Raw genomic sequence first — 12,638 nt, forward strand, 5'->3', positions numbered from 1 at the left:
AACAAGGAATACTGAACGTGAAATCTTCTCTCGCAGCATTATCCTCCCAACTTGGGGAGTTGATGCTCCGTGACCAACAACGCCTGCGGCGTCGACTGCAAGGCGCACGAAAAGTCAATAATCCAGAAGCTGTTGAGGCCATTACGCGCGAGATTGAGGCTGAAATCGCCAACGCGACGCAACGGGTTACCCACCGCCGTGCAGCTTGTCCGGCTATCACCTATCCTGAAAGCTTGCCAGTCAGTCAGAAGAAACAAGACATTTTCAATGCCATTCGTGACCATCAAGTGGTGATTGTCGCAGGTGAAACGGGCTCGGGTAAAACAACGCAATTGCCCAAAATTTGTCTGGAACTAGGGCGTGGCGTTAAAGGTATTATCGGTCACACACAACCTCGTCGACTGGCTGCGCGAACCGTGGCGAATCGTATTGCGGATGAATTGAGCACTTCGTTGGGTGGCTGCGTCGGCTATAAAGTCCGTTTCAACGATCAGGTCGGTGAAAATACGCTGGTTAAGCTGATGACCGACGGTATCTTGCTCGCCGAGATACAACAAGATCGTCTACTAATGCAGTATGACACCTTGATCATTGATGAGGCTCACGAGCGCAGCCTAAATATCGATTTTATCTTAGGTTATTTACGTGAGTTATTGCCTAAGCGTCCAGATCTGAAAGTTATTATTACTTCAGCGACTATCGATCCTCAGCGTTTTTCTAAGCATTTCAATAATGCGCCGATTATTGAGGTCTCTGGTCGCACCTATCCGGTTGAAGTTCGCTATCGGCCCATCGTGGATGATGCCGATGACGTTGAGCGAGATCAGTTACAAGCCATTTTTGATGCGGTCGATGAGCTGGGCCATGAAAGTCCTGGCGATATATTGATCTTTATGAGCGGTGAACGTGAGATTCGTGATACCGCTGATGCGCTGATGAAGCAAAATCTGCCTCACACCGAGGTACTGCCACTCTATGCGCGCTTATCTAATAGTGAGCAGAATAGGGTGTTTCAGTCTCACCATGGGCGGCGAATTGTACTGGCCACCAACGTGGCAGAAACCTCGCTGACGGTACCAGGTATCAAGTATGTTATCGATCCCGGTACCGCACGCATTAGCCGATACAGCTTCCGTACTAAAGTGCAGCGATTGCCAATTGAGCCGGTTTCTCAAGCGTCAGCGAATCAGCGTAAGGGCCGCTGCGGGCGTGTCTCAGACGGCATCTGTATACGCCTCTATTCCGAACAAGATTTCCTCTCACGTCCTGAATTTACTGATCCGGAAATTCTGCGTACTAACTTAGCATCCGTTATTTTGCAAATGACGTCACTGGGCCTAGGGGATATAGCGGCATTCCCGTTTGTGGAAGCCCCAGATAAGCGCAATATTCAGGATGGTGTCCGGCTGTTAGAAGAGTTAGGTGCGATAAAAACTGCCGAAAACGGGCATCAACAATTGACTCCGTTAGGTCGCCAGCTCGCGCAATTACCAGTCGACCCTCGTTTGGCAAGGATGGTGCTGGAAGCGCAGCGAAGTGGCAGTGTGCGCGAACTGATGATTATCACATCGGCATTATCGATCCAAGATCCTCGCGAGCGCCCGATGGATAAACAGCAGGCATCGGATGAGAAACACCGTCGTTTTGCAGATAAAGACTCTGATTTCCTTGCCTTTGTTAATCTGTGGGATTACCTGAAAGAGCAGCAAAAAGAGCTGTCCTCAGCACAGTTTCGCAAATTATGTCGCAGCGATTTCCTGAACTATTTGCGTGTACGTGAGTGGCAAGATATTTACACCCAACTGCGTCAGGTGGTGAAGGAACTGGGGATCCCGGTGAACAGTGTTGCTGCGGATTACCGTAGCGTGCACACCGCGATATTAACGGGTTTGCTATCTCACATTGGCCAGAAAGATGTCGATAAGCAAGAGTACACCGGTGCACGTAATGCGCGATTCGCTATCTTCCCAGGTTCCGGCCTATTCAAAAAACCGCCGAAATGGTCCATGGTGGCTGAATTGGTTGAAACCAGCCGATTATGGGGCCGTATTGCAGCGCGTATTGAGCCGGAATGGATAGAGCCTTTGGCTCAGCATTTAGTGAAACACCATTATAGCGATCCCCATTGGGAGAAGGCGCAGGGCGCAGTAATGGCGAGTGAGAAGGTCACCTTATTTGGTTTACCTATAGTCACTGAGCGTAAAATCAATTATGGCCCGATAGATCCGCCACTTTGCCGTGAGTTATTCATCCGCCACGGGTTGGTGGAGGGGGATTGGCAAACGCGCCATGCCTTCTTCCGCGCCAACCTCAAGTTGCTGGCTGAGGTTGAAGAACTCGAACATAAATCTCGTCGGCGTGACATTCTGGTCGATGATGAGACATTGTTTAACTTCTATGATCAGCGAATTGGTCGGGAGGTTATTTCTGCTCGTCACTTTGACAATTGGTGGAAAAAAACCAGCCAAACGCAACCGGAGTTGCTGAACTTTGAAAAAACCATGCTGATTAAGGATGGTGCGAACAAAGTTAATCCGTTGGACTATCCCAACTTTTGGTATCAAGGTGATCTCAAGCTGCGACTATCTTATCAATTTGAACCGGGCACGGATGCTGATGGGGTAACGGTTCATATTCCGTTGCCTATTCTAAATCAGGTGCAAGAACAGGGCTTTGATTGGCAGATTCCAGGCATACGCCGTGAATTAGTCATTGCATTGATTAAATCATTACCAAAGCCAGTGCGGCGCAATTTTGTTCCCGCCCCTAACTACGCAGAAGCGTTCCTTGCACGGGTCACACCACTGGAAACGGATCTGTTAGATGCATTAGAACGTGAGTTGCGGCGAATGACCGGTGTGACGGTGTCACGTGATAGTTGGCAATGGGATCAGGTGCCTGATCACCTAAAAATAACTTTCCGTGTATTGGATGATAAGAACCGCACACTACGCGAAGGCAAAGATTTGGCCGCCTTGAAAATACAGCTACAAGCTAAAGTGCAGGAAACCCTTTCGGCGGTTGCTGATGACGGTATCGAGCAAAACGACTTACATATCTGGAGTTTTGGCGATCTTCCCATATGTTATCAACAGCGCCGTGGTGGGTATGAGGTCAAAGCCTATCCGGCACTGGTGGATGAGAAAGACAGTGTCGCGATCCGCTTATTTGATACTGAAACCCAACAGCAACAGGCCATGTGGCAAGGTACTCGGCGGTTATTGTTACTGAATATTCCCTCGCCAATTAAATATTTACATGAAAAGTTGCCGAACAAATCCAAACTCGGCCTTTATTTCAATACTTATGGCAAAGTGATGGATCTGATTGATGATTGCATTGCTTGCGGGGTGGATAAATTGGTCGCTCAGTATGGCGGGCCAGTGTGGCAAGAAGCTGATTTTGCTCGGTTACAGGAAAAGGTTCGCGCTGAGCTTAATGAAACAGTCGTCGAAATTGCCAAACAAGTTGAACAGATCCTGACCACCGTATTCAGCATTAATAAGCGGTTGAAGGGGCGGGTAGATATCTCGCAGGCATTGGCACTCTCTGATATCAAAGCACAACTAGGTGGGCTGATTTATCGTGGATTTGTGACCAATAATGGCTGGAAGCGTTTACCGGATACCTTGCGTTACTTGCAAGCCATCGAACGTCGTATGGAAAAATTGGCGATTGACCCCCATCGTGATCGAGCGCAAATGCAACGCATAGAGCATGTACAACAGATGTGGCAGCAATGGCTCACTAAACTACCACCCAAACGCCAGCAAGATGATGATGTGAAAGAAGTTCGTTGGATGATTGAAGAGCTACGTGTCAGCTTATTCGCCCAACAGCTCGGGACGCTTTATCCTATTTCTGATAAGCGGATCCTCCAAACGATCGAGCAACTTTCAGCCTGATAAATGATGAGTATCAACCCGTATTTGTGCCATTAATTGAGCTGAATACGGGTTTTTTTATGCTTTAAATCCCGCCCTAAATTCTCAAGTTAACTTAATAAATCCAATCGGTTATATATCCAGATTATATGTAACTGATGCAATTTTCCATTCTTGATGCGCAGCATATCGAGTGTTCTAACATTACTTTCCTTGACAGCCAAAGTCTCATTGCTCAGCCTCGTGATTTACCGGTATATCTGCCTTTGAAAATTTGCGGCTTGTTCAAAGTTTGTCTGATTTTAGGTCACCATATTTGATTACCCATGGTGAGTTTGGTAGAGTTTTTTCCGGAGCATGGATGGCTTATGTATGACATTAGTTTGTTGAGATTAGCACAGAGAGAGTTAGTTAAATTGCCGGTCGGCATACAGGCAGCCTTGATTAAGGCTATGGATGAACTTGAAGCTTATAGCCATGAGCTTAGAGAACCGGCGATTCGGGATATTGGGCGGGGGTTAAAAGAACTGCGCGTCAGTGCACGTGAGGTGCTCGGTCGGGGATTTTTCTTTCATCAGGCGGGTCGGCAGGTTTATATCATTCATTTTTTACAAAAGAAGACGCAAAAAACACCAAGAAGGACACTGATACTAGCCTATCAGCGTATGAAGGAACTCAAACGGAGATTGCAGCCATGAAGAAGCAAGATGATTTTGACCTTATTCCATTTTCAAAAGTTAAAGCTGTCGCGCTAAATCATCCTCAAGTTAATGAGGCCTATAGTGATTTGCAGATTCGACAAGCCATGATGACTGAGCTGAAAACAGCTCGTCAGCAATGTAATCTCACGCAAGAAGAGGTTGCTCAACGGGCGGGGCTTAAAAAGCAAAATATCAGCCGAATGGAAAAAGGCATTATTTCGCCAAATTTAACGACGTTAAGTCGATATGCCGCAGCATTAGGAGGGACTTTCGTTTTTAAATTCAATCAAGAGTCCCAATCTGTCAGTAAAGGGTAATACTAAAAACTCACTATCTTAGCCCTATTGATAGCAATATTTACTTTGCAGCCTTGGCTGCTTTGTCGATTACCGTCTTTAACCGGCCTTTGATGGCAGTGACGGCCAATGCTCGGTTATCGGCTAGATAGCGGTCTTTAGCGGCGGGTGCGGAACTTTGAATCGCGATCAAAGACCAATCTTCGCCGTTCTTTAGTATTAGTGGCGAGCCACTATCACCGGGCAATGTATCACATTGGTGTGACAGCACACCTTGCTGAGCCCAGCCGGTCACTAAACAATCCTCATGACTATAGAGTGTTTCAAGATGGTCGAGAGGGTAACCCGCCTGAGTTATCTTACGTTTCACTTGTTTAAGTGCCTGAGTGAGTTCATTAGCTGTGCCGTTCCACAGTGGCAATGGCTTAATCGGAACCGGTTTTTTTGCCGTTAAACGAATAAGCGCAAAATCATAAGCCGCAGCCGCAGGGGGGACTATCCAACCATCACCATCAGGTTTAAGCTTTTTTCCCAACTTAGCATCAACTAATGTCTCTAGTTTTGTTATTTGATACTTCCATTGTCCATTATGGGAAATAAATCGTAAGGCAATGGCGGGATCAATCTTACCCGGCGGGGCTAACACACAATGTCCTGCGGTGAGCGCCAACCGAGGGGATATCAATGTTGCAGTGCAAAGGTTACCACTGGCAGTTTCGATTTGTCCGATAGCCTGCCACGGCCATTCAGCGCTACTTGTTATTGCTGTTCGATCATCTTTACCGAAGAAGAGTGTGGTTTGATCAGCAATCGAATTGTCATTGTCTGATTTATCCGCAGAAGGGAGGGCATAAGCTGTGGAGATAGAAAGAGGTAATAGGCTCAAAAGTAACAACGAAGTTAAACGCATAAATTATTAGCCTTGCCTTTATGTTCTGACTAAGAGGATATCCAGTAACACGCCTGCTATCTTGCAGCTAATGCGTGTCATCACAGGTTTTGCTCCCGCTAACTATAGACATAATTAACCATGCTGTGTGTTGTCAGCAATTGATTTTTCGATAATTTTTTAACGACATTAGCTCATCTGTCTATAAATAAAAAAACAATGTGACCAAACCGCACATCACTAATGTTGCCAATGTGATTTCGAATAAATAACGACGCAGCATTATCAGCACTCCTGATAAAAAACACCCGGTAAACCGGGTGTCGTGTGAATAAGCTGTTGCGGGTGACTTGAGAAACAAATGTCGGCTTTCTCAAGTTCAGTGCTGTTATTTTGCGGCAGGTACAACGGCCGGAGCAGACTTGCTGTGCGCCGCTTTCTTATGATGTTTTTGGGTGGCCTGTGCTTTTTGAGCAGGGGCAGCTTTGTCCATTTTTTTCATCGAGTCGGTTTTTTTAGCTTTTTTGTGATGCATTGTTTTTACTGGGGCGCTATGCGCTGCTGGTGCTGTCGCCATTGGCGCAGAAGGTGGAGCAACGGCATCAGCGGCGAATGCCAAAGAAGACATACCCAGAGATGCAGCAACAATCAGAGCGAGTACTGTTTTCATGATTTAATCCTCAGTGTTCTGTTTGTATATCGGCCCCGTTGGGTCGTTGAAATAAGAGTAGAGGAATTCAGTGATAGCTTCCGTGAGTCATTGGTTTCGGCTTGTAACCGATTGTACAGAAGAAGATAGTTACGTTGCTGGTACTTTTTTTGTCACTTTAGTTACAACATACATAATATGTTTTTAATAAAAACGCTCTATGCAACAATGATGTTGTTTGGATGTACCACATAATATGAGCTTTGCAGTGTGAAAAGGCCCGACCTTAAGCTCAAAGTCGGGTAGGTAGGCATCTATATCGTGAGGATTACAAATAGCGACGTTCTAAATGCTGGCGGAAGAATCGTGGATTAAGCGATTCCCCCGTCGCTTTGGTAATCAGCTCTGCTGTTGAATAACGGCTGCCATGTTGCCAGATATTCTGTTGTAACCAGTTGAATAGGGGGCTGAGGTCACCATTAGAGATGTGCTGATCTAGCCCTGGGATAGCATCACGGGCTGATTGGAATAACTGCGCTGCGTACATTGCTCCCAAGGTATAAGTTGGGAAATAACCAAACGCACCGTCTGTCCAGTGGATATCTTGCATACAGCCATTACGGTAGTTACCTTCCGTATTTATCCCGAGATATTGCTGCATCTTTTCATTCCAGAGTGCAGGGATATCGTCCACTTCAATATCACCACCGATCAACGCTTTTTCAATCTCATAGCGCAAGATCACATGAGCAGGGTAGCTTACCTCGTCGGCATCAACACGGATGAACCCTGTCTTGACGCGCTGGTTCAAGGCAATGAAGTTCTGTTCCTGTAAGGCTGGTTGCTCACCAAATTGTTGAATCACGAGTGGACGAATGACTTGCAGGAATTCGTTGCTGCGCGCTAATTGCATCTCAAACAGCAAGCTTTGGGATTCGTGAATGGCAGTTGAACGGGCATGAGAGATGGGTTGCCCTAACCATTCACGTGGTAGATTTTGCTCGTAACGTGCATGGCCTGTTTCGTGTACGATCCCCATTAATGCACTAAGAAATTCCTGTTCATTATAGCGAGTAGTGATACGAACATCTTGAGGTACGCCACCGCAGAAGGGGTGAACACTGACATCTACTCGGCCGCCCTCAAAATCAAAACCCAGCACTTTCATGACACTCAGCCCTAATTGGCGCTGCTTCGTCAGATCAAATGGCCCTTGTGGGACCAAGCAAGATTCATTGGCTTGCTTTGCGCTAACTTTTTGCAAAAGTGCAGGTAACCATTGTTTAAGATCACCAAATATACGGTCTAAATCGGCACTGTTTGTCCCAGGCTCATACAAATTGAGTAGCGCATCATAACCTGATGTGCCAGCAGCTTGAGCACGGATAGTGGCTTCTTCACGGCTCAGTTTGACCACTTCACGAAGATTTTCTGCAAAGCCCGCCCAGTCGTTCGCAATACGTTGTTGACGCCATGCATGTTCACATTTGGCACCAGCCAATGATTTTGCCTCAACCAACACTTCAGGTAACAACGCAGCATTGCGGTAATGGCGCTGCATTTCATGCAAATTCGCCTGTTCAATGTCATTTAGAGCTTCATGCTCTGCTTGTTTTAACCATTCACCGACTTCTTTGGCCGTCAGAATCTGATGCTGTAACACATTCAGTTCCGCCATCGCTTCAGCGCGAGCCACATTGCCTTTAGCTGGCATCATGGTCTGCATATCCCATCCAGCAATAGCCGACAAATGTTCGAAACGGGAAAGGCGAGTGAAAGTCTTACACAGATGCTGATAAGCAGTGGTCATAGAAAACTCCATAAATCGGAACGGGTTTTATTGTTGATAACGGTTTTGTTGTGGATAACCGTTTTATTGCTGATAACAGCTTTATAGCGAATAACCGTTTTAATGTGAATGGCGTTCTCATTGGCGGTTACCGCGTTAATCGCTTTATTCACTGTGGGGTATCGGCAGCGAGTGAACATTTTTCACTGGCCAGCAAAAGCGGAAACTAGCTCCACCTAATGAACTGGCATCGACTGAAATACTCCCCTGATAAGCCAACGCAATGGAGTGAACGATGGCCAGCCCTAATCCACATCCCCCCGTTGCACGGTCTCGACTTGGGTCTAGACGAACAAAAGGCTCGAAAACGCGAGCGCGCTCTTCGAGTGGGATACCTGGGCCATCATCTTCAACTTGCAGACATGCACTGTCGCCATCAAACCATAGGCCAATTCGCAAACGCTGATTGGAGTATCTCAGTGCATTATTGACTAAATTATCTAATACCCGTTCAAATAGGCGCAGATCAACGACCCCAAAATCGCCACGATGCGGAATATCGAGAGCAATTTCTCGTTCACGATGAATTAAGCGCATATCCATGACTTTTGTCGTTAGCCAGCCGGGTAAATCAATAGGTTCAAGGTGGAGGGTAACCTGTGGGCGATCTAGACGGGCATAAGTTAATAACTCGTCTATCAACGCCTCCAACTGGCCAATGTCATGATTTAGCGCCTGTTGCTCGTTATCGGTAAGGTTATCACTCATGGCTAACCGATAACGCAGTCGTACCAGTGGGGTGCGTAGTTCGTGGGCAATTCCATCAATCAGCATTTTTTTACTGACAATTAATTTGCTGATGTTATCGGCCATTTGGTTAAACGCTAATCCTAAGCGATTTAAACTGGATGTGGGATCAAAATGAGTACGTTCATCAAGGTGACCCGCGCCCAAGCGTTGGGCCGCATTTTCCAATTTAAGTAAATCTTTCCAGTGGGGACGCATCCATAAAAAGACGGGTAGAGCGAGTGACATGCCAATTAGGATAAGTAGCGCTAAATCTAACAATCGCATTTGATGCAGATAGAACAAATAGGGAACCGGCCCTACGGCGAGAACATAATGACTGCGGGGAATGCGTTGTAGAAAGGTATATTCATCATCTAAAGCAATAATTTCGCCCGCGCGTAGGCGCTTATTTAATCGTTCACCTAAATCTCGCTTATCGAGAGGTTCTATATGCAATTGAAAAGAAAGATTTAAATCCAATGTTGCGATAGTTTTGTTCCAATCTTTGAGCGGTATCTCCCGCAGTTCGCTGCGCATTAATGACAGGGAGCTTTTCATCAAGTCATCCAATGACTGCCGTCCAGCGCGTTCAGCCGTGACCTTATAAACCAGCCCAACCAGCATGGCCATGACCATGAAACAGACGAATAGCAATAAGAAAAACTGAATAAATAGTTTTCTCATTGCTGCACAGACTCCCAAGCATTTGGGGCGAATAGATAGCCCTTATTACGTACTGTTTTTATTCTGAAGGGGTCAAGAGCGTTATCATAGAGTTTGCGGCGTAGACGTGAGATAGCGACATCAATACTACGATCCATGCCGTCATAACTGACCCCACGCAAATTTTTCAGCAGTGCTTCGCGATCCATAATTATGCCTGCATGGGTTGCTAGCTCCCATAACAAATCAAAATCAGAGGTCGATAGAGTAATTTCTTCGTCACTGAGATTGACTTGTCGATTGACAGGGTCAATACAAAGTAAGCCAAAATGAATAGCATTATGCCCAGTCAGTGGTGGACTAATGGTGTCCTTCGGCTGTTGTTGATTATGCTGGCGTAAGTGCGAACGCAGCCTTGCCAGCAGGACGGCTGGCGGGGTAGTTTTCAGAATGTAGTCATTAGCACCCATCTCGAGGGACAGGATATGGTTCATATCACTGTCCAGCGAGGTTAATAATACAATTGGGCCATCATAGTTTGGCCGTAGGTCACGGCAGAGCGTCATCCCATCTTTACCCGGCAACATAATATCGAGCAACACCAAGTCAGGTTGTTGGTGCTCAATGACCGCTTGTGCAGTATCGCCGCGAGGTTCTACATATACATCAATGTCATGCTTGCCAAGGTAGGCCGCAATCAGTTTCCCGACTTCCGGGTCATCTTCCACAAAAACAATTTTAGTCATGTTTTTCAGTTTATAAAAGTTGCCGGAATTCAGCATAGCGCGCTGTTGGACGCAATACTATGCACGTAATTTATTAAAGTTGTTATTAATGCCGATGACTGACTGCTAGACAACCGGTTAATCATTTCATTATATTAATATAAGTGATTATATCGTCATCTCTATTTGGTTGCGCCAATCGTTTATATATCAATATCTATGATTAATGAATAGCTGTAGCGTTCAGCTAAGGATTGAAGGATGAGTGGCGAAAACACCAGTGCGTCTGTGCACAGTGAAAAAGTCTGCTTCGATTACACGGATTTTCTAGCAGCATCGTGTAAAAAACGATGGAGTTTTATTGATGCTATCTATGGTGTTATGCCTATTTTTGGCATGGTCGTTAGATCGAAGGATGCGTTAGAAAAAACGCCGCAAGAGAGACTTACGGCTCTCGCATTGCAGGTGCTGTCTACGCAGCTTAGTGATGAAACCAACATCATTAGATTGATTCGATTAGCAGAACAGCAAGGCATAACTCTGCTCGATATCCAACTGCCTTATCCTTTGGAAACCATGCAGTTGGGGATGATTAAGCAAAAATTCCCGCCATCAATGGGGCTCAGCCAGAAAGACGAATGTTTATCAGTGAGTCTAGTTGAAGTCGAGAATCACTGATATTCGATACCCAAAGGGCAGGCAGTAAGGTCAGACAGCTTGCCCATTTGAGTCATCAGACTTTAGCATTTCACTCAGTGCATCATGAACCAAGTCGCTGGGATCGTTGCCATCAGCACCACACCAATAGCAAAACGTTCCACGGTGTTTAATATCCTAAGGCCTTCGTGACCTTTACGTGCATAAATAAACACCAGTAATCCAGGGGCATAGAGTAGCGCTGATAACAGCAAATAGACTAGCCCAGCAGCATAAATCAGCCATAACCCATACAGACATGCACCACTTGCGGCCACGATTAATCGCCAATCTTGGCGTTTTAACGCGACTTTGAATAAAAATGCGCCAACCAAGAAATAGGGCACCAGAATCATTTCTGATGCAATCGTCAGTAATGTGTTGTAGTTGCTGCCAGTCCACCAGATCAGAATCAACGCCACTTGTACGGCACTGTTAGTTAACCACAGTGATTTTGAAGGGGAGTTGTGCTGATTTTGTTGGCTAAATATTTTGGGGAAAGCACCATTTTTAGCGGCAATCATAGGCACTTCAGCGGCCATAATGGTCCAACTCAGATAGGCGCCGCACACGGAAATGATCAGGCCAGTGGCAATAATGACTTCACCCCAAGGACCGATCATTTCGACCATGATGCCTGCCATTGATGGGTTGCGCATGCCTGCTAATTCTGCCCGAGGCACTACCCCGAGAGACAAAAGTGTGATCAGCAAATAAACGCAAAGTGCGGAGATGACCGCTAACATGGTTGCCCGCCCAACATCTTTCTTATTGCGCGCTCTGGCCGACACTACGACGGCACCTTCCACGCCGATAAACACCCATAGCGTAATCAGCATGGTGTCTTTCACTTGTTGCCAGACGGGGGTGTGCAGGGCAATGCCGGTAAAATCAAAACTGAACGTATCGAGACTAAATGCTAAGCCGGCTAAAATAATAAAGCCGCCGATGGGCAATAACTTTGCCAGTGTTGCAGCCAAATTAATGCTGGCAGCCGTTTGAACGCCTCTCAGCACCAAAGCATGAACTAACCACAGTAGAAATGAAGCCCCTAACAATGCCTGCCAAGTGTTACCTTCGCCAAAAATAACATGACCCGACTTATCGGTAAAAAAACTCAATGCGGCAAAAACGATCACTAAATAGGATACGTTGGCAATCACGGCACATAACCAGTAACCCCATGCCGAAAAGAAACCGATAAGATCGCCAAATCCCTCTTTAGCATAGGTAAATATTCCGCCGTCTAGATCAGGACGAAGACGGGTCAGAAGCAACATTGCTAAAGCAAGAAAGATAATCCCGACGCCTGTAATACTCCAACCAATGAGCAATGCCGCTGGGCTGGCCACTTCTGCCATATTTTGCGGCAGACTAAAAACACCTGCGCCCAGCATAGAACTGAGAACCAGCGCAGTAAGCGCGGTCAGGCCAAGTTTTCTTTCCAATGAGGTTTCCTGATTATAAGAGTTTTAATGAGTGGTTACTGGCTTGTTACTAGCATTATGTGAGGCGAATTTATCAATAATTAACAGATAATAGGCCAAATTTGGAAGG

At 46.2% G+C, this 12,638-nt stretch carries 11 protein-coding genes; 4 read left to right on the top strand and 7 right to left on the bottom strand.

All coding sequences use genetic code 11. From position 1 onward, the window contains the following. Window positions 1-17: 17 nt before the first annotated feature. From hrpA to BN68_RS04490, 3 genes are all read left to right on the top strand, one after another. On the top strand, window positions 18-3,905 hold the full coding sequence (gene hrpA, locus BN68_RS04480) for an ATP-dependent RNA helicase HrpA (RefSeq protein WP_019209958.1): 3,888 nt from the start codon (window positions 18-20) through the stop codon (window positions 3,903-3,905). Window positions 3,906-4,252: 347 nt separating this feature from the next. Then, the gene (locus BN68_RS04485; RefSeq protein ID WP_042806395.1) at window positions 4,253-4,582 is read left to right on the top strand and encodes a type II toxin-antitoxin system RelE/ParE family toxin; all 330 of its coding nucleotides are present in this window, start codon (window positions 4,253-4,255) and stop codon (window positions 4,580-4,582) included. Further along, window positions 4,579-4,902, top strand: coding sequence for a helix-turn-helix domain-containing protein (locus tag BN68_RS04490; protein WP_019209960.1), 324 nt, complete (start codon window positions 4,579-4,581; stop codon window positions 4,900-4,902). Before BN68_RS04485 ends, BN68_RS04490 begins: the two co-directional genes overlap by 4 nt. A gap of 40 nt (window positions 4,903-4,942) precedes the next feature. On the opposite strand, the gene BN68_RS04495 is transcribed toward BN68_RS04490, so the two are convergent. From BN68_RS04495 to rstA, 6 genes are all read right to left on the bottom strand, one after another. Further along, the gene (locus BN68_RS04495; RefSeq protein WP_019209961.1) at window positions 4,943-5,791 is read right to left on the bottom strand and encodes a trypsin-like serine peptidase; all 849 of its coding nucleotides are present in this window, start codon (window positions 5,789-5,791) and stop codon (window positions 4,943-4,945) included. A 181-nt stretch (window positions 5,792-5,972) separates the two neighbouring features. Beyond that, on the bottom strand, window positions 5,973-6,053 hold the full coding sequence (ydgU, locus tag BN68_RS24645; protein ID WP_455570242.1) for a small membrane protein YdgU: 81 nt from the start codon (window positions 6,051-6,053) through the stop codon (window positions 5,973-5,975). Between the two features lie 105 nt (window positions 6,054-6,158). Then, a complete protein-coding gene (asr, locus tag BN68_RS04500) occupies window positions 6,159-6,440 on the bottom strand; it encodes an acid resistance repetitive basic protein Asr (protein WP_019209962.1) in 282 nt (93 codons plus the stop codon). A gap of 307 nt (window positions 6,441-6,747) precedes the next feature. Further along, window positions 6,748-8,229 (bottom strand): carboxypeptidase M32, encoded by a 1,482-nt coding sequence (locus BN68_RS04505; protein ID WP_019209963.1) that lies wholly within the window; start codon window positions 8,227-8,229, stop codon window positions 6,748-6,750. A 144-nt stretch (window positions 8,230-8,373) separates the two neighbouring features. Next, a complete protein-coding gene (gene rstB / locus BN68_RS04510) occupies window positions 8,374-9,681 on the bottom strand; it encodes a two-component system sensor histidine kinase RstB (protein ID WP_019209965.1) in 1,308 nt (435 codons plus the stop codon). Beyond that, window positions 9,678-10,406: a two-component system response regulator RstA gene (rstA, locus tag BN68_RS04515; RefSeq protein ID WP_042806518.1), complete on the bottom strand. Its 729-nt coding sequence runs from the start codon at window positions 10,404-10,406 to the stop codon at window positions 9,678-9,680. The genes rstB and rstA overlap by 4 nt, the downstream gene beginning before the upstream one ends. A 240-nt stretch (window positions 10,407-10,646) precedes the next feature. Between rstA and BN68_RS04520 the strand changes: the two genes are divergently transcribed. Continuing rightward, on the top strand, window positions 10,647-11,063 hold the full coding sequence (locus BN68_RS04520; protein ID WP_019209966.1) for a hypothetical protein: 417 nt from the start codon (window positions 10,647-10,649) through the stop codon (window positions 11,061-11,063). A gap of 74 nt (window positions 11,064-11,137) precedes the next feature. Here BN68_RS04520 and BN68_RS04525 read toward each other — a convergent pair whose 3' ends face one another. Then, window positions 11,138-12,529 (bottom strand): amino acid permease, encoded by a 1,392-nt coding sequence (locus tag BN68_RS04525; protein WP_019209967.1) that lies wholly within the window; start codon window positions 12,527-12,529, stop codon window positions 11,138-11,140. Between the last annotated feature and the right edge of the window lie 109 nt (window positions 12,530-12,638).

It is taken from the genome of Yersinia massiliensis CCUG 53443 (genome assembly GCF_000312485.1).
Lineage (GTDB): Bacteria > Pseudomonadota > Gammaproteobacteria > Enterobacterales > Enterobacteriaceae > Yersinia > Yersinia massiliensis.

Excerpts from the sequence above, each read along its gene's own strand:
- BN68_RS04505 (WP_019209963.1), bottom strand. The coding sequence starts at position 8,229 with ATGACCACTGCTTATCAGCATCTGTGTAAGACTTTCACTCGCCTTTCC.
- rstA (WP_042806518.1), bottom strand. The coding sequence starts at position 10,406 with ATGACTAAAATTGTTTTTGTGGAAGATGACCCGGAAGTCGGGAAACTG.
- rstB (WP_019209965.1), bottom strand. The coding sequence starts at position 9,681 with ATGAGAAAACTATTTATTCAGTTTTTCTTATTGCTATTCGTCTGTTTC.
- BN68_RS04490 (WP_019209960.1), top strand. The coding sequence starts at position 4,579 with ATGAAGAAGCAAGATGATTTTGACCTTATTCCATTTTCAAAAGTTAAA.
- BN68_RS04485 (WP_042806395.1), top strand. The coding sequence starts at position 4,253 with ATGTATGACATTAGTTTGTTGAGATTAGCACAGAGAGAGTTAGTTAAA.
- BN68_RS04495 (WP_019209961.1), bottom strand. The coding sequence starts at position 5,791 with ATGCGTTTAACTTCGTTGTTACTTTTGAGCCTATTACCTCTTTCTATC.
- BN68_RS04520 (WP_019209966.1), top strand. The coding sequence starts at position 10,647 with ATGAGTGGCGAAAACACCAGTGCGTCTGTGCACAGTGAAAAAGTCTGC.
- asr (WP_019209962.1), bottom strand. The coding sequence starts at position 6,440 with ATGAAAACAGTACTCGCTCTGATTGTTGCTGCATCTCTGGGTATGTCT.
- ydgU (WP_455570242.1), bottom strand. The coding sequence starts at position 6,053 with ATGCTGCGTCGTTATTTATTCGAAATCACATTGGCAACATTAGTGATG.